Raw genomic sequence first — 22012 nt, forward strand, 5'->3', positions numbered from 1 at the left:
AGTTCGTCCGGCTGTTTCAAATTTACGCTGCTCCTAACTATCCTCTCTCGGTGAGGCCAGGAAAACGTCCAATCAAGCTTGATGCAACGTAATGATCACGGAGCGATCAACGACATTCCTTAGAACAGTCGGTTCATGCCGTTCAGCGCTGCGACGCGGTAGGCTTCGGCCATCGTCGGGTAGTTGAACGTGGTTTCGACGAAGTACTCGACCGTGTTGTGCCCGGCGGGTTGGTTCATGATCGCTTGACCGATGTGTATGATTTCCGACGCGTTGGCGCCGAAACAGTGAACACCCAGAATCTCCAGCGTATCACGGTGGAATAGTAACTTGAGCATGCCCGTCGTTTCGCCAGTGATCTGAGCACGAGCGAGCGAGCGGAACAAACTGTGCCCGACTTCGTAGGGAACACAGGCAGCGGTCAATTCTCGCTCGGTCTTGCCCACCGAGCTGATCTCGGGACTGGTGTAGATCCCGGTTGGAATATCGTTAACTCGCAGATTGCCATCTTTGCGGCCAAGCATGTGCATGCCTGCAGCGCGGCCCTGGGTGTACGCGGCACTTGCCAACGACGGGTAACCAATCACATCGCCGACGCCGTAGATGTGTGGCACCACGGTTTGAAATTGCTCGTCGACAATCAACTGGCCACGATTGTTGGCCTCGATAGGAATATTTTCGAGCCCCAGGTCATCGGTATTTCCGGAGCGTCCGTTGGCCCACAAAAAGGCATCCGTTTTGACCCGTTTGCCGCTTTCCAAATGCAAGATCACTCCATCGTCGGTCGGTTCGACTCGCTCCATCGTTTCGTTGTGTCGAATAATCACGCCTTGGTCACGCAAGTGATACGAGAGTGCGTCGATAATCTCGTCATCAAGAAACTCGAGCAGCTTTGCGCGAGTGTTGATCAAATTGACTTTGATCCCCAGATTGCGAAACATCGAAGCGTATTCGGTCCCGATCACGCCCGCACCGTAGACGCAGAACGTCGTCGGTTTGTGAGTCATGCCGAGGATCGTGTCGCTGTCGTAGATACGTGGATGTGTGAAGTCGACATCGGCGGGGCGAAACGGTCGCGATCCCGTGGCGATCACAAAGTGCTTGGCGCGAATCGGCTTGTCGCCATCAATGGAAATCGTTTGTGAATCCAGAAAACGAGCCGTGCCTTGAAAGACGGGCACGCCATTTCGCTCGTAAAACGATTGCCGCATCGTGACTTGCTTGCCGATGATCGCCTGGGTGCCACGTTTGAGCTGCTGTAGCGAGGGGCTAAAATGGATGCCCAACTCTTGAAAGGTTGGGTTACGAAGCGTCTTCATTGTCGAAGTGATGGCGTAACGCAGCGCCTTGCTCGGGATGGTTCCCCAATGGGTACAGCCGCCTCCGATTTGTGTATATCTTTCCGCAACCGCGACTCGCATCCCCCCCTTTACGGCCTGCATTGCTGCCCCCTCGCCTCCGGGGCCTGAGCCGATTACGAATAGGTCGTAGTCAAATTTGGGGTCTTGAGTCGTGGCGTTCATCTAGAGATCGTACTTTCGAGAGAGCGTTCGAGTTCGCGGTAACGCACAAAGTTTGGGCGTTGAAGAAGAGAGTTGTCAATGCAACGGCCTACGACGGTACCCACTGCTGCGATAGGCTAACGGTTTCCTAACCTTCGCTTCATTTACGAGTGTTTTACGATGCTAATCGCCTGTGTCCAATCGGATGTCACTTTCGCCAACATCGCCGAAAACCGCAAACGGATCACCGAACACATCCATGCGGCGGGCAAAATGCAAGCGAAATTGGTCGTGATGCCTGAGTGTATGTTGTGCGGCTATGCGTATGAGAGCCGCGAACAGGCATGGGAACACGCAGTGTCGATTGAGGATGATGTCTTTATCGACATTGCCAACTTGGCAGCGACTTATGATTTGCATGTGACGTTTGGATTTCTCGAAAAAAGCGGCGATCAATTGTTTAATGCCGCGGCCTTGGTCGGCCCCAGCGGTGTCGTTGGCCGCTACCGCAAAGTACATTTGCCCGCTTTGGGAGTCGATCGCTTCGTCAATCGCGGCGATATTCCCTACCAACCGCTGCAGGCCGGGGACGCACGCGTGGGGCTAGCGATTTGCTATGACAGCTCGTTTCCTGAACCGATGCGTGTGCTCGCGTTGGGCGGAGCGGACATCATTGCCTTGGGGACCAATTGGCCCGTGACGGCGTATCGGACCGCCGAGATTGTTCCTCCAGCACGCAGCATGGAGAACCATTTGTTCTTCGTTGCGGCCAACCGTGTTGGTAGCGAAGGTGGATTTGATTTTTGCGGTTTGAGCTCGATTTGCGGTCCCGACGGAGTGATCCTGGCCCAAAGCGATGATGACCAACCTGCGATTCTGTATGCCGATGTCAATCTCGCAGACGCTCGGAACAAACGGATCGAGCGGACTCCCGGGGCACATGTGATCGATCGTTTTGAAGATCGATGTCCCGATTTTTACGGATCTGTTGCCGCTGCTAAACCAACTGCTGCAACCCATCGCACTGACAGAACCACCCCTGACGGACAAACCCCACCCCCCGCCAATCCAGGTTGAATGGGTTGTAGCAAAAGTTGAGTCAGTGGGGGTCCAGTCGGGACTAATTCTGGGGCAATGGATCCAGCCGAGGCAATCAGCTCGACGAATGGGGAAGTTAGGCAATCAAAGTTTGTCGTGCATATTCAACACGACACATCTTGATGAGTGTGGGACGTGCAGAGGTCGTGTGGCCCGTCGTCACGATTTCACACGCGGACCCACCTCCCACCCCGTAAGCCGATGGATTGGCAGATGACTCACAAATCGTACAAACGCACTGACACTACCACGAACGCCACCCTCACCCGGCGAACGACTCAATGGCGTCGTGCCATGCTTGGCATTCTGATCGCGGCGACCACTGGCGGTAATTTAACCCCCGTTTTGGCAGGCACCCCAAGCACTCCGTTTTCCACCGCAAGTCGGGTGCACGGGGTGGTTCGAACAACGACCTTCGCAGGGGAATCGGACAATCCAACTGCAGACGCGTTCGCGCACCAACCGGAATCGGTCCAGGCATTTGCCGCATCGGCCGCTGTGGGTAGCAAAACGTTCGAGGATTCACGCCCGGTCGTCTATCTCACGCTCGCCGAGGCGCGTGCCCGAGTCATCGACTCGAACCCCGAGCTCGACAGTCTGTCTAACGCGCTCTCGGCGATTGCCGAAGAACTCACGATCGAGGATGCCTACTTTGACGGCCGTGTCGGTGTGGATATCGAAGGTGGAAAACTCGATCGTCAACTCAGCAACTCAGTGGCAACGTTTGGTTTGCCAAGTCGCGAATTGCAAACGGATTTCCTTCGCTCGCTCAACGGCAACATGCTGTCGTACAGCAAGCGGACTCGAACCGGCGGTGAGTTCTTGCTGGGCTACAACGGTGGTTACAATTTTCTGTCGCCAGTGGGCCCGGATGTTCTAGTAAACCCAGCTTGGGACTCGGATTTAAACTTCCGCTTCAGCCAACAATTGGCTCAAGGGCGTCGACGTGTCATCAATGAATCTCCAATTCAATTGGCTCGCTACGCCTATATGTCGCTCAGTTCGGAGCTGCGTGCCGAGATCAATACAGCGTTCCGCGACGTGGAAGTCGCCTATTGGGAATACGCCGGACTGTACGCTGAACACCAAGTCGCTCAGGAATCGACGGCGCGGTTCAAAAAGTTGGTGGATAGCGAACGAGCACGGCTCGAACAGCGAGAGTCAACGATCGTGGATGTCGCCCAGGCAGACGAGCTTTACCAAACCGCTCGCTTGAGCGAGTTGGAACTGCGACGAACTGCGGAAGTCGCTGCCGTGGAACTGTTGCGTTTGATGGGGGACTACCGCGGCCGCACGATCCGGCTTGTCCCTGCGGATCAACCCCAGATCAATATGTCGCTGCACTTTGATGAAGGTATGGTTCAATCGGGATTCCGACCCGAAGTCGAAGCACAACGTACACTCGTGCGAGCGGCAAAGCTACAGATTTTGCAAGCACGTGATCTATTGCGGCCTGACATTCGCGCCAACTTTGGCTACACCCAAAACGGCCTCGAAGACCGTTTGGACGATTCTCTGGACACGGCGTTTGACGGCAATTACCAAGATTGGTTCGTCGGTTTCGAATTCCGACAATCCGTAGGCCAGCGGGCTGCATATGCAAAAGCACGTCAAGCTTGTCGCCAGCTTGCCGCCCAACAGTCGCTACTCGATGCGATTCGCCGTGACATTTACGCCGAGGTCAATGCCGCTGCGGTCGATATCGAGCTGCTCCATGAATCGCTTGACATCGCTTCGGCAAGAGTTGCCTCGGCAACCGCACAAAGCGATGGTCGTCAACAGTTGTACGACAAGAACAAAGCGACGATCGACTTGTTGCTTCGCAATGACCAAACATTGGTGGACGCTCAACGCGCTTCGCTTCAAGCCACCTACAGATATCAACAAGCGTTGGCGGAATGGCGTTACGCAACCGGGACGATCGACCGCGCCGCAATGGGGCTCGAAACCTCGTTGGATTCGTCGCTACAGTCGTTTGAAATGATTCCGTCGGTGCCCGATCAAAAATTGGAAATCGAAAGCGACTCGCAAACGAGTCCGCAGATGATTGATGAGCCGATGGAGGCGATTCCAGTACCGAAGGAGGATTTGCCACCACCGCAAAAGCCCGCTGAGACACTTCCGGCTCCGAGTCCGAATGCCGGTGATCAGGCGGCGATCCAATCGGAACCTTACGCTCCCGTGGTTTCTCAACCTTACACACCGAGTTGGCTTAACCGCGGTTCGGCGAATGGGCCGATCGAGAGCTACCCACAAGTGGTTGTTGGTAAGCCTCCGGTGAATGCCACCTCGGATCAGCCATCGTCCACTCCAATGCAGCAAGCGGCTTCGCAACCGCAACTGATGTTGCCTAACCAAGTTGACGGCTGGGACGAGATGTTTTCCTCGGGGCTGTCCGAATCGGCAGCACCAAGAACGGAAACCGCTGGCTTACCAGAAGTTTTCATCGCCGACCGTAGCAATTTGCGATCCGATGCTCAGGCAAAAGTCGAAACACTACGAGCTACGATTGATGCCCAGGCAGCAGAACTGCTTCCCGAAGTTCATGTCTCGCCGCTGAAGTTCCATCGCTAAGACGGCAGCGTCGGAAACGGGTCAGCGGGCACCTCCGCTGGCAACCACACGTCTTCGACCTGTTGCCCACCGGCGTCAAAACGGATCAGCAAATAGACACCGCCAACCAATCCCCATCCGAACGCGAAAGCGGTCGCGGTGGGGATTAATGCTAAAATCTGCAACGCAAAATTGCCGGTCATTGCAGGCGCCGATGTCCCGCCCAAGACCGCAAGCGTGATTCGCGCCGCTGCGTCGGTGACTCCGCCGATCAGAAACATCACGATCCAAAATAGCACCAGCGAAACGACACCGTACAGGATCAAGTGAGCGGGGCGACGATACAGGTATTCGTAGCCACGACTCAACGCATCAAGTGCGTCAGGGTCTCGTTCGTTTCCGATCGCGGCCCAGGCAAAAGCAACAGCGACGATGGCTCCGAATGCTAAAATACCCGATGGAATTGCTAACAGTGTGATCAACATGGCCAAGGGAAACTGAACCAACCCCGATTCAGGCATCCACGCCGCGATCCAACCCAACCCCCAGATCATCGCAGCAAGGAATGCAACACAAAGCATTGGGACAATCCCGGCAATCCAAGCAGCGATCGATCGTGGCAAAATGGATTTCACGATTACCCGGACACTGAGCATCGAACGCCCCGCAGTCAACAATCCGCCTTGGCGAACAAAGACAAGCGAAGCAAATGACCACGCGATCAGCGTCCAGAGTAGGCTACCAAATAACCGCAAGATGCCGCCGCTGTGTTGCAAACTTTCAGCGGAAAACGACGCTGTGATCGCTCGCATCGGGTTCGCCGAACTTGGAAACCAAGCAGTGAACCGCGGGGGTGCCATATCCGTGACTTGCGAGCTGCCCGTGACTTCCGAGCTGACCGCGACTGCGTGCTCAACCGCAGCGGGTAACTTGACGCCGCGAATCCATTGATCGACAGGCGACCAAATCGCCAGCGTCAACATCGCGATTAGAATCATCGACGGCGAGCCTGCCATTCGCAGCGTTCGTAGCAATCGCAGCCATGGCAAGATGTCGATCCATTCTCGTACCCGCGCAAGCACTCCGGATTCGAGTTCATGCCCCGCATGCATTTCGTGCTGGTTAGATTCCGTGTCGTGCAATGGACTCATCGCGTTGGTGATTCAGCGTTGTAAAACGCACAGATTAACGAAACGTGGTGAGTTTCCATAGTGTCGGGTCGGCAATCGGGGGCGTGGACACATTGTCGCCCGCAGCGATCACGCGGGCGCTGAGGAACCACGCTTGTCCCGGTTGCAGCGGCAGTTCTGTCAAATCTCGTCGCAGTACGGCGATTTCAAAATGAATGCGTTCGGCTGCTTCTTTGGTCGCCACGTACCACGTCGGCTGCCACCCGGATTGCCCATCGATGCTGTCGTGGGTTTTCCCTGATGGCGTGACTTGTAATTGATAAGCGGTCATCAGATCTTGGTCGGTATCAATCGAAATTCGCAATCGGTCGGAGCGACTGAGGTCGTAGTCACGATTTTTCTTCGTGGCCTTGGTCGTTGGGTCATGCCGAAACGCGTCACGAGAGCAGCTGACAAAAAAGAAAACATAATCGTCATCGTACGCGATCTGCACCGTGGTTTCATGGTTGAGAGGTGCATCTCTTCGGGTCCAACACGCGTCGTCGTTGATCCCATCCAATTTTGGTCGTCCGCCCGCAGGTACCGCAATCACAAGAGCGTCCTGTTGCGAGCGACTGGGGTGCTCATTTCCCTTGTCGTCCGCAGTGATCAGCGACGTCCAAGGGTTGACCGATTGACTTGCACGCAGACGCCGAAAATTACCCGATCCTTGCCCCATCCGTTCAAGCTGTGCGTTGTCGCCGCGTTGCCGAGCAGCTTCGCCTGCGATCAACACAAGCGGATGAAACTCCCAAGCCAAATCGACTTCTACATTATTTTGCGAAACACGTCTGGTTCCGACTTGTACCGGCGTCGCCTCAGGAACGCGTAGTGGCGAAACTGCGGATGCGAGTGCCACTCCGCTACTTTCGACTTGAAAGGGTGAAACGGCTGCCTGTTGGACAGGAGCGGTCGCATCGTTGGCCGCCAATGCCGAGGCACGCGAAATCGCGGCATGCAGTGTTTGCCACTCGACACTCGATTCGATCGCTGTGAGACGCAGTGCCGACCATTTTCCGAACGAGCGATCAGAAAATCGCACTGCCGATTCAGCTAACACGATTCTTAGATAAGCGATCGCATTGGGAAACGTTTCCGCATCGCTCGAGGCGAGTCGGCGATAGATGCTCCAAGTCAAACGAAGCTGGTCGCTCGCAGCGGTTTGATTCAGCAGCGATTTGAGAGCGTGCTCAAAAAACTCATTTGTCGAACTCGATTGAATCATTTGCTCAACCCGTTTTGATTCACTCAAACGGGCTTGGACGACTTGCAATTGACGCCGATTTGCCTTGGTAAACGATGCCGCCAAACGTTGGTTCTGCGAAAGCGAAAGTCCGGTGGTAACGGATTCGCCTCGCGGTGGATTGCCGGATGTGTCATACAGAATGCGAAGTGAGACGCTGTCTTTGATCTCACTTTCGGGGGAAACGATCTGCAGCGCATCGTCCCACAGGTCGCCGGCCAATACTCCGGCAAACGGCATCATCGCGTTACGGTGAATCATGCTCTCGCCGCCGCTGTCAAAGCCATAACGCACAACGCGAGAAACGCCCATCGAAATGGCGGTCTGCGAAAATGCGGAAGCGGTCTTTGGATCGAGAGAATCGTCGATCACAAGGACGGCGGGACGGTGAATCGCAATCCAATTTTTTGCTTCGGTTTCGATCGCTTCGGCAGCGTCCACCGTGTCGACCGATGCCGCCCCCAACGCCGAGGCGGCTTGGCGGGCACGGCAAAGCCACTGCTCGGCCTTCGCACTACTTTCGCCGACGGTATGAGGATGTTGCACCACCACTGCGACACGTTGATGTGACTCGAGTGTTTCCGAACCGACCATTGACCATGCGATCGACGACGGGTCTTTCGCAACCACAAGAATCGAGGCATGACGCTGCTCGCCTCGAATCGGTTCCCAGAGACCACTCGCACGGTCGCCTCGTAGGATCACGCCGTGATCTCCGACCGCAAACAATTCGTTCGCGTTTCTCTCGTAGACATCGCGAATCACCATCTCGGATTTAGTGGCTTCGACCCACGCCAAGCGAACCGCTGATTTCGATTCGGCTTGGACTTGGGGAACCCCGTCTAACTCACCTGTACTGTTCCAACTTCGCCCCGCATCGTGGCTTTCGAATTCGCGAGATTCCGCGATCGCGGACCAGTCGCCCGTGGCCACAATCGCGTTGTCTTGTTCTCGTCGTGAAAGCGATCCAAGTCGCGGCAATTCGTTATCTGCGCCTCGCCGCCAACTGACGCCCGCGTCGTCGGACCACAGTGTGACTCCGCGACTGACGCAGGTGATCCGGTCATATTGGCCCCCAATGGCGATCACGTTTTGGTGGTTCAGCCAAATCACGTCGACCAACCCGCAGGCCACCGGACTCGGTTGTAGATCCCACGATTTCCCTCCGTCTTCGGACCGTAAGATCACGCCATGATCCCCCACAGCGATCCCAACTTTGCCATCCTTTGCGAATGCGATCGAACGGAGCGACGCGTCATCACGCAGCAATTCCGTCTGGGTGTAAGGAGCTGTAGGTTCAAGCACAGATTGTGCAGCCGAATCGACAGGGGACAGCAACAACAAGAAAAACACTGCCGTTACGTACACTGAAATTGAGTTGAGTCCCACTTGGCGAGGCAACCGTGACAGCACCGTCGCGTACTTTTCCAAGGGTCGTAATCGCAGCGTTGAATTCCGCAATTTCATGCCAACCATCCTTTTACGAGGTTTGCCATCAAAAGGAGGGCCCCCCAGCCGAGAAACAAATTTGCGGCAACATAAAAAACCGCTGTCAGCCACCGCTGCTCTCCCGCTAACAGCATCGACTCGGCGGTAAAGGTCGAAAATGTGGTCAGTGCGCCTAGAAATCCGACTCGAAGCCCCAATAACACTCGCGGAGAAAAGTGCTCGTTAAGGAGGCTGAACTCCGCTAGGGCCCCCATTGCGGCACATCCCAGGACATTAGCGGTGGTAGTGCCCAGCATCGAAGAGCCGCCTGGAACCGACGTCATTCCGAGCGTTATCCCGTAGCGGGCGATAGATCCTATCGCTCCGCCCATCGCTACGACTGCTAGATTGAGCCAACTACTCATCAACACTGACCGATTTAACCATTGCCTAAGTTGGGGCACGAACTTAATTTAGATGCGTAGGTTCGGAGTTTCGGCCGTCCGCGTAAACGCCAGTTTTTTCGCCCCCTCCAAAGGACGGCTGAAAACCATCCCAAAAGGACCGGCGTTTTTGACAAGTCGTACAGGGATCAGCCGCAGTGGAATTAGCCGCAGGGTGAACCCGTGACGGCGGATGGAGCACTTAATCTACGAACGATTGACTGAATGTTTCCCTTCCTTTCTTGTGTTGACGTAACTGATGAGTACTGCAAAAGCCGCCGCCACCGAATCCAAAGTCATGACCGGAGCCGATATCCTGGTCAAATCGCTAGTGGATCATGGCGTCGAAGTACTGTTCGCCTACCCCGGCGGCTGCAGCATGCCGCTACATCAAGCGTTGACTCGCTTTGGCGATTCGATCCGAACAATTTTGCCGCGGCACGAACAAGGGGGAGCCTTTGCCGCCCAAGGCTACGCACGCAGTACCGGAAAAGTCGGTGTTGTGATGGCGACCAGCGGTCCAGGGGCGACCAACCTTGTCACCGCCATCGCGGACGCAAAACTTGATTCCATTCCATTGCTCTGCATTACGGGACAAGTTCCCACGGCAGCGATTGGGTCCGACGCGTTCCAAGAAACACCGATGGTCGAAATCTGTCGTGGGATTACCAAGCATCACTACTTGGTCACCGACCTGGCTGATTTGCCGCGGATCATGAAAGAGGCATTTCATATCGCGACGAGTGGCCGCCCTGGGCCCGTCCTGGTCGACATGCCCAAGGACATCCAGCTCGGCACTCGCGAGATCGACATGGATCAGCCAATGGATTTGCCCGGTTACGATCCAACGCCAACGCCGGTTCCAACCGAAACGATTCGCCAAGTGGCTGCGGCCATCAAACTGGCCCGTCGTCCGATGATTTACGCCGGTGGCGGTGTCATCATCGGCAGTGCTAGCGAAGAGCTTCGCGAATTTGTCAAAAAAACTGGTATCCCCGTAACCACGACCGTGATGGGGATTGGCACGATTCCGCCCGAGCAAGAGCACTCGATGGCATGGCTTGGGATGCACGGAGCCGCCTACGCTAACTACGCCGTCCGTGATTGCGATTTGTTAATCGCTCTGGGCGTTCGCTTTGACGACCGCGTGACAGGCAAAGTGGAAGCGTTCGCAAAAGACGCCAAGATCATCCACGTCGACATCGACGGATCAGAATTAAACAAAAACAAGCAAGCTCATATCCCCGTGCGTGGCGATGTGAAGCAAGTGTTGACGGAATTGAACAAAGTGGTTCAAAAGCCAGAGATCGCCGCTTGGCAAAAACATTGCGACGAATTGAAGGCGAAGTATCCGTTCAAATACGACGAGAACTTCGATGGCATTCTTCAGCAACACGCCATCAAAACGCTCAGCGACATCACTGCGGAAATGGATACCTACATCACCGTGGGCGTTGGCCAACACCAGATGTGGGCGGCACAGTTCTACAACTTCCGTCGTCCTCGTACTTGGCACAGCAGCAGTGGACTTGGCACGATGGGCTTCGGTTTACCAGCGGCAATGGGTGTCCAAGCGGCTCACCCGAATTCGCTTGTCGTGGACATCGACGGTGACGGAAGCTTCCAGATGAACATCCAAGAATTGGCAACCTGCTTTTGCGAAGAGTTGCCGGTCAAGGTGTTGTTGCTCAACAACCAACACCTCGGGATGGTGGTTCAGTGGGAAGACCGTTTCATGGATCGCAACCGAGCTCACACTTACCTGGGTCCAATTCACCACAACGAAGCGGCTGGCAACAGCAGTGCGGATCGATTCAGTTACGCTGAAGAACGCTATCCGGACTTTGTCAAAATCGCCCAAGGCTACGGCTGTGGTGCCGCAACAATCCGCAAGAAAGCGGACCTCGAAGGTGCTCTTCGCGAGATGATCGAGCACAAGGGACCTTACTTGTTGGACGTTCAGGTGCCATACCAAGAGCACGTGTTGCCAATGATCCCCGGCGGTCAAACCGTCGACGACATGATCCTCGAGTAAGCCGCAAAGCAACTCAATTCTTTAAACGAATCGCCGACGGTAAAACGTCGGCGATTTTTTTTTAGGCCGTATCAGAGCGTTCGATATAGAAAAATCATAACCCGAAGCGTCAGCGAGGGACCGAATCAAGATCGAGATTCCCTCGCAGACGCGTTTTGAAGTTGCGCTATTTGCTGTCGCGGAGCGACATATTTCGATAGCCTCGGACTTTAGTCCGAGGATTTTCGCCAATATCAATCGAGTCCCAACGGGACGTTTTGTGACTTGATCGTTCGCCACAGAACGTCGCTCCGCGACGGGGTGCCATTTTCAGAACCGATAACCTTAGACTAAAGTCCAAGGCTATCCCATAAAGTGCCTCCGGCACAAAAACAGCAACTTCAAAACAGACGCGTCGGGTTGTGAACAACACGCAACTTCAAAGCTCACGCAAACACCTCGATCCCTTTACGTTGAATGTAGGCGTGCCACAATAAGTAGGCGGCGATAGTTCGGTTTGGGGACCACTGCTGCACCATCAATTCGAGTTCCATCACTTGCTGAGTCGTTCGCTGAGGACGCTTCTCACCGGTCGCAGAATCCAGTTCAAATTCGTGCAATAGACTGTTAACCAACGCGACGTCGCCCAACGGAAACAGATCGGTGCGGTTGAGTGCTAACATCAAGTACACCGACGCGCTCCAGTGGCCGATGCCGATAATCGCAGTGAGTGCCGCTCGCACCTCGTCGTCGGGCATCCGTGGCAAATCCGCCAGCACCAATGTTTTGGCGGTGACCGCACCGGCTAACTCACGCAGATAGCGTGCTTTTTGGCGACTGACACCGCAACCTCGCAACGCTTCATCGCTCGCTTTTTGGATCGTTTTTGGCGTCACGCTGCCAAGTTGTTGCGTCAATCGAATGAAGGTTGTTTGTGCCGATGCCAGACTGACTTGTTGCTCGAGGATGATGCGGGCGAGCGTTTCAAACGTAGGATCGCGTCGCCACATCGGCGGATATCCATGGCGATCAAGGATCTGGCCAAACACCGGTTCAATATTTCCAAGATCGCGACAATAGCGTCGGAACGTACGCGACGTGAAAACGCGAGGCTTAGTGCGATTCATATTAAACCGTCATCCAAGCCGCCTTGTACCGCAACCCATGACTGAGAATTTTCTGTAGCAACATCTCGTACGTGATTCCAATCGTCTCGGCCGACTCTGCGAAATCTTCGCCGTATTCAATATTCGGATTTGCGTTCGCTTCGATCACGAAAATCTCACCAGCCTCGGTCATTCGCAAATCCATCCGCGCGTAACCACTCATGTTCAGTGCTCGGTAGACCCGTTTGCACACGCGAGAAATTTTCTGCTTTGTCGCATCGTCAAGATTCTTGGCCTCTTCTGTCGTGATGCCATGCTTCTCTTGATATTTGTGATTCCACTTTACTTGGCGAGTGGCAATTTTCGCAATTTCATCCGGCATCGTGCCAAACACCATTTCCCAAGGTGGAAAGGTTTGCAAACGGTTGTTACCAAGCACGCCAACATACAACTCGCGCCCGTCGATGTACTGCTCTGCCATCGCGTCATCGTTGGTTTTGTCCTGGATGAACTTGACCCGTTCAACGAGTGTTTCGTCATTGTGCACAATCGAAGCTTGTGCGATGCCAAACGAGGCATCCTCGATCGCAGATTTTACGAACAGAGGAAACGACAACTTTTTAGGACGATGGATCGTACGACCGACCGGAAAAACGGCGAAACGAGGTGTCGGAATGCGATGGTACGTCAACACCTTCTTCGAAAGTGCCTTGTCCTTGCTGAGCAGCAGTCCACGCGGGTTGCATCCTGTATAAGGCTGCTGCATCAACTCGAGATAACTGATCACGGCAAAGTCATAGGTGACCACTCCGTGGAACTCTTCGAGCATCATGAAAGTGATGTCGGGCTTGAATTCTTTCAGGGCTTTGCGGATCGGCGCAAGGTCATCGTACACGCCCAACGGCAGCACCTCGTGACCGATATGACGAAGCGTGTCGCAAACATCAAATTCCGCCTTCCAATCGTCCAATTCCTTTTCGCTGACTCCCTCGAGCGTCAGTGGGGGAACATGTCCGTCGCGAACCAATACCAAAATACGCAGCGAACTCATGTACCGACTCCGTCACTGCCGAATTTTTCATTAGATTGCAACACGATGCCGTCCTTCGTGTAAAAAGTTGGTGGTTCGCACTGCGACTAGAATCATGGCATCTCGCTTGACTTGCTCAACCGCTCCGCCAAGTCGCAAATTCAATTCACGACATCGTTCGATCATTTCTTGGATCACTTGATCGATAGTGTAGGTGTACTCGCCAGTCCAATGGGCCACGATCGTTCGCAGCTCGTTGCGGATCCGGCTCAGAAAGGCGGCTGCGGTCACATTGCGGCGGTGCTCTTCTGCGGACGAAAACAGTTTGCGCAGATCGGCATCATAAATACTCGGATAGTCGACGCCGTAGTGTTCACGTTTTCGCTGATAATGCGTACGCAATGTTTTTCGAATTCGGCTGACCGGATCAATCGTTTTTCGGTTGTAAACCAACGGGCGTTTTCCACGAATCGACTTCATAAACTCGTCGACGAACTCCAATTTCTCAATCGCTGGCCAATCGCGATATTGAGTCCGCCACCGCGACCCTGGTCGCAACCAAACTGCGAATGTCTCGGCAAAATCCTCCAACGGGTGGGCTTGAGCGTACCACATTTCCAAGTTCAATACGTAATCGCGACTCGATGGGGTCGGCTGGTAATAATCGGGGTAGGTTTCCGAGGGGCTGCCGAACAGTTCGCGATAACGTGCTTTTCGGCGGAGGCGAAACGCGGTGTCAATCGCGTGCCCCGCCTCGTGACGCAGGATTCTCATGCACCATTGTTGCGTCCCTCCTTCGACCTCCAGCAGTTGCTTTCGTTCCAGCCGAGCCAGTCGGGGGTGTGCCAAATAGAAGGGAATGGCGATCCCCGGGATGCCATCGGGAGAGTACCAATCGTCGCTCAGCCAACAATGCGGCCGAAAATTTAACCCCCGACTCGCCAATTCCTGGTTCAGCTGCTCAATTCGTTTCTGTAGCGGCGTGTCGCGAATCGAGAGCTTTAAATCACACATCCGCATATCCAGCAAGCGCTTGTCGCTTAGCTTAGATAGACTTGGCATCGTCGAGAGATTTGGCTCTGGTTTTGCCATTTCACCGTGCGTGCAATGTATCAAATGAACAAGAATCGAAACGAAGAGTTTGCGTCAGTTTATTCAACTTGTGAGATTTGTTACCCCTAAAAAGATGTCTTCTAAAAAAAACAACGACGATGGCAAGACTAATTCGCGCGAAGCGTTACGGTCAGACTCAAGTGTATGCACTCTTTTCACCGGCGCAGGCCGCTCGGCGATCGCTGTGATCGGCGTTGCCGGACCTGCAGCACGCGACGCCGTGATGCGTTGTTTCACCGCAGCATCCCCTCGTGAATTAAAGCTCAACGAGATTCGCTATGGCGATTGGCATGGGCCAAAAGCGAACGAGAACTATCAGCCGATTCCAAGCGAATCAATCGTCGTGATCATGCGAGCTGAGCAGCAATGGGAAGTCCACTGCCATGGCGGCTCGGCCGCGATCGATCGAATTTTAGCCGATCTCGAAGCGGTCGAGGTCACTCAAGTCGAAAACGATGTGTGGCCGCATCCCTGGTTTGCTGCCTCCGCGGGCCCTGTACCTAAATCACTGCTGATCCGCGAAGCCACTGCAGTGCTGACTCAGTGCCAGACCGTGCGAACCGCCGCTGTAGCGATGGACCAAGTTCGCGGTGCTCTACATGACTGGGCATCGAAATGGCTCAATGTCGCTGATCGCTCCGCGATCTTGCGGACGGCTGAAAAAAATGCCGGCGATGGTCGTACGCCAATTGATATCGACAACCTGCATCGCGAAGTCCGCGAGATTTTGGCTTACGCACCAATCGGAGTCCGGTTAACGTCGCCGTTTCGAGTTGTCTTATCCGGCCGTCCGAACGTCGGGAAAAGCAGCCTGATCAATGCGATCTTGGGTTACGACCGTAGCATCGCGACCTCGATCGCAGGCACCACGCGTGACGTCTTGCACGCCGAAACCGTGATCGACGGGCTGCCCATTCGGCTGACCGATACCGCCGGGATCCACGACAGCGGCGAGTCGATCGAGCGTGAAGGGATCAGCCGTGCCCTGCGAGAAGCCAGCACCGCGGATCTGGTGCTCGCCATCCAGACGCCTGACACAGATCCGATGATTGACTCCACGTCGTCGGTACCGCGAATCGATGTACTCAACAAGAGCGACCTGTTAACCGAGCCGTCCTTGTTACTCGAGCCATCGAAGAGTGATTTGATTCAAACCGTAGCAACGACGGGCGAAGGGATCGACGTCTTGCTCGCCGAAATCGCAAGTCGGCTGGCCGACGCGTTTCCGCCACCGGCAGCCCCCGTGCCGCTCAACGAACGTCAAGTCCGTTGCTTAGAATCACTGGCCCACGCTACCGAAACGCCACAACTAACCGCAGCATTCAAAGAGCTACTCTTCGGGCAGTCGTAGGCCGGATCGCAGCGGAGCGGAGTTCCGGCATGGCGGCTGTAATGAACTCACCATCACTTGCGCATCCCGCCGGATCTGCGACGCTATCGCGACTAGATCTGGCCTACATCAATACAGCAAAAAATCACTCGGGGATCTTGGTGCTGGCGATAACGTCCTCCGGCGACGCTTCAAAATGGGCGCGGCACGCCTCGCTGCAAAGGCGAGCGGTGTAGCCATGCACTTCGCAGGTGATCTGCTCTTCGCCATCCATCCCGAGTTGGCAGACATAACATTTGCCGATCACATGATCTTCCGTGCCGTCTAGCAGGTCGGCTTTCTGTAACGCTACGAGCGTCGCTTCGCTCGCTGGTTCTGCCGTCGCCGGCGTCGCAGTGGTCGCTGTCTCGGTGCTGTTTCCGCAGCCTAAGACTGCAACCGAAAGGGCGAGAGTCGCGAGAAGATAGATTCGTTTCATCGTATTTTCCTTGAGTCAAAAGTGAATTGCAAAGTGGATCGCGTCTGCTTACCTTGGGTTGGCAACGCGGTGTGAATTGGGAACATCGATCGTGATCGTGGATGCATAGCTTGTGAATTCGTATTCGTCGCTACGTTCGTCCTCGGCGGTGTAATGAACCACGATCAAATGACGATTGCCTGTTTTAGGAACGAACGACACCATACCATCACTATCGCTGCGAAATTCGTACTCGGGATCAAATTCGCCTGACAATTTAATACCTTCAGGAATGAAAGCGACAACAACATCGGCCAGAGGTTTGCCTCGATGCAAAACTTGAACGGTAATCGGACTGCCCGCAACCGTCTCACTAAACGGGCACGTTTGCAGCACCAATTCAATTGGCAATCCTAAAGGCTTTTCATGTATATCACGATCCACCGTCGCTGAATCAAGCGAATCGGAAACGAGGAAATAAGTTTTGGCGGTACGGATGCTGCGGATCGATTTGCCATGATTCATCACGCGATCAAGCGACTCGGCGACACAGTGAACGCCAGGCTTGGAAACCGCCAGCGGGGTGGTCCAGTAGCCTTCTTTTTCAGCCGATGCCGTAGCAAACATTTTACCCTTGATGTCCGTTTTGTTGCCATCGGGCGTAATGTGGTCTACGGAAACCCAATCGAGAGTGATGCGGCCAGCAAGCTTGAAGTCGCGGTGATGGTTGCCGTGATTGCCTAAGCGGAGATCGACGCAAACGTTTTCACCGGTCCGCACGATCGGCGTGTTGGTTTGTAGCCAAACATCGTGCGCCGCTCCGGCCGACGTAATGAAGATCACAAGTAGCAAGGACAGAAATTTTGGTAAACAATACATGTTTTTTTCTCTACAGTTTTAAGGAAGGAAATTAGGTACCGAACGTAGGCCGGACCGCAGCGGAGCGGAGTTCCGGCATGACGCAATCCACCCTCTATTTAGGGAGGGCCGGCTCTTTGGAAGGGTTGGCCGCAACAGCGGCCGGGGAGGGCTGGTGACCCAGAGCTTGCTACCGCTCGCCCTGACCTCCCCAAAACAAGTTTCGGGGAGGTGAAATGGATGCGGCCTACATCTTGTCTCTAAAGACTGGGCATGACTTCGTGGCCATTTCGAGTGCCGAGCGCACGCCAGACGTCGAGGTCGATGCTTTCGTTTAGAAAGCCGACGCTGCCGTCGCAGCGCGCGACGTGCACGCCGCCGGGGTGGTTGCTGCGAACGCCGAATACGCCCCAGCCGCAGCTCTGCATATCCGGAATGCCACTTTGCGGCGGGTGATAGTGAGTGTAACCGGTCCAGTACTCACGTCCGTTGATCCAGCCCGCGCCGCGTTGGCCGGTCCATCCGCGATGCAGACTGCTGGAACGCGTATAGGCTTCCATCAAATTAGGATTCTCGGGCAAAACATAGCCCGCCATTCCTGGTTGCGACGGTGGCATCGAGCCGCTGATAAAAGCACAGGTCACGTTGAACATCGTGCGTCGTCGCATCGCGTCGACTGTCGGCTCGCTGGGTGATTGTTCAAGCACTCCGAGCAGATGTTCTGAAAACGCCGCCGTGTTGCTCAGTCCATCTTGAACCGCCTCGAATCCGACGTTCGAATTGATCCACAGCACCCCATCGGTGGGCACACGAGTGTCGTACAGCGTGCCCACGCCTGTGCCGGTGTTCATTGCGTAGTTGGTACCCGAATAAGACTGAGTTGGACCACTTCCTGATAGCGAAGTCACGAAAAACGTACGATCGTAATCTTCGCTCGGGCAAGTCAGCGTGGGGATCGCGGTCGCCGCCGCGGTATCGTGCGGCGTAACCAGTTGTCCAGGGCAGCATCCGACATGCAGCGGCCGATCGAAATGGATCATGTCCAGCATGTTGCCTTGTTCGTAAAACGGTGCCATCTGAGCGAATACCGAAAAGTTGCCTGCCGTGCTTATTCCTGACGTGTAGTTGGCCGGCAGTTTGCGGTGCGTGCTTTCATAGTTGTGCATCGCCAACGTGATTTGCTTGAGGTTGTTGCTGCACTGCATCCGCCGCGCAGCTTCGCGAGCCGATTGCACGGCAGGCAACAACAGCCCGACAAGCACACCGATGATGGCAATCACGACCAGTAGCTCAACCAGCGTGAATGCGAGCCGAGTGAAATTCGGTTTGGGGTGAAACGGGATGATTGGATTCATATTGGAAGTCAGCTTTTGTGTTGTTCGGGTGTGCGCGGACTGCTAGCCAGCACGCGGCAGGAGGGTGTCGCGAAGGGGGCAATGGAAGTTGCAATAAGGCGTCGCAGGTCGCTCCCGCGCCAGCGGCGAAGACCACACTGGTGTGAGGAGCAAGCCTTCAAACACTAGCGCGGCAGCGGTGATTTCTGCGCAGCCAGGATCCCGCACAAGCGGAACGACCAGACACGCAGCAACGAGCCGGATTGCAATAGGAACAGGGGTAGAGGCCTCGGCGATTGGGTCGGTGTTAGCCGATCCAAGCGTCTAGGCATTGGGGGCGCGGGCACTAGGGCACCGGCGGTTCCGGGCAGATAGGGATCGCGACCGCTTGTTCATTGCCGATCATGAATCGGAAGAGCAGCGGAGGAGTGCAAGACGCGAGCGTTGGCGGACGCGTTTGGACCACCGCACTCGAAAAGATGGACCAAATTAAATCGATGCCGTGGCAACTCGCAGCATCCTCGAGCCGAACGAGCCGTGTCTTGGACAACCCAGCGGATTCCGAATCGCGATCGACGGCCATGGCTGGCTTGGTTGTCGAGTCAGCATTCGTCGGGCATTTTGCCGTAGTCGGGCATTTTGCAGAAGCACCCGAGCAGCAGCCACACGAGACTGCGGGTTTGAGTGTTTTGGGTTCGCCGTTTACGAGTGAAACGCGAAAGGATTTTCGAGTCCGAGCGATCAAAAAGGCAGGGGGCTGGACGTGGTTGTCGGCCGCCCATTGCAATTTTTCGGCGTCACTGTGGCAGCAACATTTGTCCCAGCAATACTCGGCGGTCGAACAACCGCAGGGGCAGTTTTCACAAGGAAAACGGCCGTTTTTCTCGGGGATGGGAGCGGAAATAGGTAATCCCGTCATTCCACACGCCAACACTATCAACAGCGTAACGCTGATGACTCGCCGGAGAGTTGTCGATCGCAGGGAATGAAAGAAAATCAAAGCAGGCTCAAAGCCTCAAGGCGTGCCAAAGATCGGCTCGCTCCTCACCCCAGAGATTCTACACGGCGGTGGATCAAAGTAAATCAGCAACCGACATGGATTCGTGCGACTTGCTGCCGCAGGACCGAGCAACAATCCGTCGCCCCCCTAGCGGATCCCCATCAACAAAACTCATGATCCCTAAAAGCCCAGGGGTAGCTTGAGAAATCGCAGGTTTTGAAATCAGGGCGATGACGCCAAGTGATATACGGTCACGTCTTAGCGGAATCCAGCGCGGCGAGCATCCCGCTCCAAACTGCGGAAATGTCTTGCTCGGTGGTCCGCCAATTTGTCACGGAAATCCGGATCGCCGGTGCCGCAAAATATTCTGTTGGCGTCATGTAAAGCACTCCGCCCGCTTGCACCGCCTGCAAATACGCTTGAATTTGGCTGTGTGTGATGCCATCACCGGCAATCGTGAACACGATGCCATTCATTCGCACCGGCGCTAGCAAGCGAAACGCGTCGGAGGATTCGATCCGGTTACCGATCTCTTCGGCGATCTGGCAATTTCGCGTCACGATTTCACGGTATCCCTCGCGGCCATAAGCCATCAACGTGAACCAAGCGGGCAAGGCGCGGAATCGACGCGAGTTCTCGGGCGTCAGATTCACGAAATTGCTCGGCGACGCGTCCGCTTCGAGATACGCGGCGGAGTTCTGAAAAACCTCGCGTTGCTGTTGCAGATGACGCGTGAAAATCATCGCGGAATCGTACGGCACGTTCAGCCATTTGTGCGCGTCAATGGTGATCGAGTCCGCGCGGTCCATTCGCGCAACAAGAGATTGCTTTTCGGGGACGCACGCGGCAAAGCCACCAAAGGCCGCGTCCACATGCAACCAAACCTCGAACTCGCAACATAGATCCGCCAACGCGTCGATGTCATCATAGTCGACGCTATTGACGGTCCCCGCATTGCCAACCACCAAACACGGTTCCCCGCTTTCGCTTAGCTCCGTCAATCGATTTCGCATCGCCACCACGTCGACGGCTTCGCGCCCCGGAAGCGTTTCGATTTGCTCCAAGCTGTCGCGTCCGAGTCCCAGCATCGCGATCGCTTTATACACGCTCGAGTGCGGCGTTCCGCACAGCACGCGGATCGGCGGCAGTCCCGACATTCCTGATTTGGCAATATCGACACCGCGGCGATTCCCCACCCATTGTCGTGCCGTGGCCAAACCGACAAAGTTCGCCATCGTCGCCCCCGATACAAACACTCCCGCGTGGTCCGACGACAGACCAAACAGCTGACGCAGCAGCCCGATCGCGGCCAATTCGATCTGCGGCGCGATCGAATCGCTGGAACCTGTCGCATTCTGGTCATAGATCGTCGTCAACCAATCGCCCGCGATACTGGCCGGCGTCGCTCCGCCCGTGACCAGCCCAAAGTAGTGAGGGCCAGCCGACCCGCTCATCCAATCCGCATACTTTGACCGAAACAGATCCAATGTTTCTGTCGCGCCGATACCATCCTGAGGCAGCGTTTCAGCAACAGTTTCCGGCGGCACCACCCCCGCAGGCCTGGCGCCAGACGCACAGAGAAAACGGACGCTGTCTTCGAGCACCTTCGCCAAAATTTGCTCAATGCGTTCGTGATCGGCGTGCAGCTGTTCGTACATAAGACTTCGTTGTTTTGGCTAAGACAGATGTGTGCCGAGTGCGAACTCATTGCTACGACTTAGGCAGTTTGATCTCGATTCCGTAGTTTGTCGCAACCGCCAACAACTTCTCGATCTCTTGCTTTGTGGGCGGCAATGCTTCTGTTGAACCTTCTTTAAGTGGCACGCCAACCTCGAAGAACATCTGCTCTAAACCAGCAGGCGCTACGGAGAGGATCATCCGTGCGGTCTTGTCGGTTTCGTTCTTAAAGCTGTGCAGACTGCCGACCGGCATGTTGGCGAATGTGCCTGCCGTGGCAACAATCCTTTCGTCGCCAACGTGAAACGTGATTTCGCCTTCGAGAATGTAGAACGACTCTTCTTCCCGGCTGTGGATATGCGGTGGAGGGCCTCCACCCGGAGGAACGATCGCTTCCCACATCGCATACTTACCATCCGTCTCCTCGCCGGTTGCTAGGAAGCGGTACACGTCACCAACGACCGCAATCGTGCGGCCTTCGCTGGGTTTGCGTAAGGTTGCTGAGTGGTTCATGGTCATTTCACAATCAAAGTCACTGAAGAGAGAACCGGAGTCTTTTGCTCAGACACGTGAATTTTAGCTCCGTCAAGCTGTCAATGACAATCCTGGCGGAATTTTGCGACCTACTCCATTTCTTCGCGGATTGACCAGCAGTAA

General features: G+C 55.1%; 17 protein-coding genes. 5 read left to right on the forward strand and 12 right to left on the reverse strand.

Annotation, left to right across the window (positions count from 1 at the left end; all coding sequences use genetic code 11):
* Nucleotides 1-119: 119 nt before the first annotated feature.
* Nucleotides 120-1523 carry a Si-specific NAD(P)(+) transhydrogenase gene (sthA, locus tag SH528x_RS35720; protein WP_442508184.1) on the reverse strand — a complete coding sequence of 468 codons (1404 nt, stop codon included), beginning with the start codon at nucleotides 1521-1523 and terminating at the stop codon, nucleotides 120-122.
* Between the two features lie 159 nt (nucleotides 1524-1682).
* Between sthA and SH528x_RS35725 the strand changes: the two genes are divergently transcribed.
* The gene (locus tag SH528x_RS35725; RefSeq protein WP_442508185.1) at nucleotides 1683-2579 is read left to right on the forward strand and encodes a carbon-nitrogen hydrolase family protein; all 897 of its coding nucleotides are present in this window, start codon (nucleotides 1683-1685) and stop codon (nucleotides 2577-2579) included.
* A gap of 234 nt (nucleotides 2580-2813) precedes the next feature.
* Nucleotides 2814-5174, forward strand: coding sequence for a TolC family protein (locus tag SH528x_RS35730; protein WP_442508186.1), 2361 nt, complete (start codon nucleotides 2814-2816; stop codon nucleotides 5172-5174).
* On the opposite strand, the gene SH528x_RS35735 is transcribed toward SH528x_RS35730, so the two are convergent.
* From SH528x_RS35735 to SH528x_RS35745, 3 genes are read right to left on the reverse strand one after another with little or no spacing between them, the layout of a single operon-like run.
* Entirely contained in the window at nucleotides 5171-6304 is a 1134-nt protein-coding gene (locus tag SH528x_RS35735; RefSeq protein WP_442508187.1) for a hypothetical protein, read from the reverse strand. The genes SH528x_RS35730 and SH528x_RS35735 overlap by 4 nt on opposite strands.
* Before the next feature lie 34 nt (nucleotides 6305-6338).
* The gene (locus tag SH528x_RS35740; RefSeq protein WP_442508188.1) at nucleotides 6339-9032 is read right to left on the reverse strand and encodes a hypothetical protein; all 2694 of its coding nucleotides are present in this window, start codon (nucleotides 9030-9032) and stop codon (nucleotides 6339-6341) included.
* The gene (locus SH528x_RS35745) at nucleotides 9029-9418 is read right to left on the reverse strand and encodes a fluoride efflux transporter FluC (protein ID WP_442508189.1); all 390 of its coding nucleotides are present in this window, start codon (nucleotides 9416-9418) and stop codon (nucleotides 9029-9031) included. The genes SH528x_RS35740 and SH528x_RS35745 overlap by 4 nt, the downstream gene beginning before the upstream one ends.
* Nucleotides 9419-9695: 277 nt before the next feature.
* Between SH528x_RS35745 and ilvB the strand changes: the two genes are divergently transcribed.
* Nucleotides 9696-11471 (forward strand): biosynthetic-type acetolactate synthase large subunit, encoded by a 1776-nt coding sequence (ilvB, locus tag SH528x_RS35750; protein ID WP_442508190.1) that lies wholly within the window; start codon nucleotides 9696-9698, stop codon nucleotides 11469-11471.
* A gap of 425 nt (nucleotides 11472-11896) precedes the next feature.
* Here ilvB and SH528x_RS35755 read toward each other — a convergent pair whose 3' ends face one another.
* From SH528x_RS35755 to SH528x_RS35765, 3 genes are read right to left on the reverse strand one after another with little or no spacing between them, the layout of a single operon-like run.
* Nucleotides 11897-12577, reverse strand: coding sequence for a DNA-3-methyladenine glycosylase family protein (locus tag SH528x_RS35755; protein ID WP_442508191.1), 681 nt, complete (start codon nucleotides 12575-12577; stop codon nucleotides 11897-11899).
* Nucleotide 12578: 1 nt separating this feature from the next.
* On the reverse strand, nucleotides 12579-13607 hold the full coding sequence (locus SH528x_RS35760) for a D-alanine--D-alanine ligase family protein (protein ID WP_442508192.1): 1029 nt from the start codon (nucleotides 13605-13607) through the stop codon (nucleotides 12579-12581).
* Between the two features lie 30 nt (nucleotides 13608-13637).
* Entirely contained in the window at nucleotides 13638-14600 is a 963-nt protein-coding gene (locus tag SH528x_RS35765; RefSeq protein WP_442508193.1) for a putative zinc-binding metallopeptidase, read from the reverse strand.
* Between the two features lie 172 nt (nucleotides 14601-14772).
* Here SH528x_RS35765 and SH528x_RS35770 point away from each other — a divergent pair, with 172 nt between their 5' ends.
* Nucleotides 14773-16050, forward strand: a complete 1278-nt coding sequence (locus SH528x_RS35770; RefSeq protein WP_442508194.1) for a GTPase — start codon at nucleotides 14773-14775, stop codon at nucleotides 16048-16050.
* Between the two features lie 124 nt (nucleotides 16051-16174).
* Here the strand turns inward: SH528x_RS35770 and SH528x_RS35775 are convergent, their stop codons facing one another.
* The 3 genes from SH528x_RS35775 to SH528x_RS35785 all read right to left on the reverse strand — a co-directional run bounded on the left by SH528x_RS35775 (nucleotide 16175) and on the right by SH528x_RS35785 (nucleotide 18699).
* Complete coding sequence (locus tag SH528x_RS35775) at nucleotides 16175-16507, reverse strand: hypothetical protein (protein ID WP_442508195.1); 333 nt, start codon at nucleotides 16505-16507, stop codon at nucleotides 16175-16177.
* A gap of 48 nt (nucleotides 16508-16555) precedes the next feature.
* Nucleotides 16556-17365 carry a DUF4198 domain-containing protein gene (locus tag SH528x_RS35780; protein ID WP_442508196.1) on the reverse strand — a complete coding sequence of 270 codons (810 nt, stop codon included), beginning with the start codon at nucleotides 17363-17365 and terminating at the stop codon, nucleotides 16556-16558.
* A gap of 239 nt (nucleotides 17366-17604) precedes the next feature.
* The gene (locus SH528x_RS35785; protein ID WP_442508197.1) at nucleotides 17605-18699 is read right to left on the reverse strand and encodes a DUF1559 family PulG-like putative transporter; all 1095 of its coding nucleotides are present in this window, start codon (nucleotides 18697-18699) and stop codon (nucleotides 17605-17607) included.
* A gap of 383 nt (nucleotides 18700-19082) precedes the next feature.
* Between SH528x_RS35785 and SH528x_RS35790 the strand changes: the two genes are divergently transcribed.
* The gene (locus tag SH528x_RS35790) at nucleotides 19083-19667 is read left to right on the forward strand and encodes a hypothetical protein (protein ID WP_442508198.1); all 585 of its coding nucleotides are present in this window, start codon (nucleotides 19083-19085) and stop codon (nucleotides 19665-19667) included.
* A 262-nt stretch (nucleotides 19668-19929) separates the two neighbouring features.
* On the opposite strand, the gene SH528x_RS35795 is transcribed toward SH528x_RS35790, so the two are convergent.
* Nucleotides 19930-21336 (reverse strand): pyridoxal phosphate-dependent decarboxylase family protein, encoded by a 1407-nt coding sequence (locus SH528x_RS35795; RefSeq protein WP_442508199.1) that lies wholly within the window; start codon nucleotides 21334-21336, stop codon nucleotides 19930-19932.
* Between the two features lie 52 nt (nucleotides 21337-21388).
* Nucleotides 21389-21868 (reverse strand): cupin domain-containing protein, encoded by a 480-nt coding sequence (locus SH528x_RS35800; RefSeq protein ID WP_442508200.1) that lies wholly within the window; start codon nucleotides 21866-21868, stop codon nucleotides 21389-21391.
* Nucleotides 21869-22012 lie beyond the last annotated feature (144 nt).

The organism is Novipirellula methanifontis, from assembly GCF_052161655.1.
Taxonomy (GTDB): Bacteria; Planctomycetota; Planctomycetia; order Pirellulales; family Pirellulaceae; genus Novipirellula.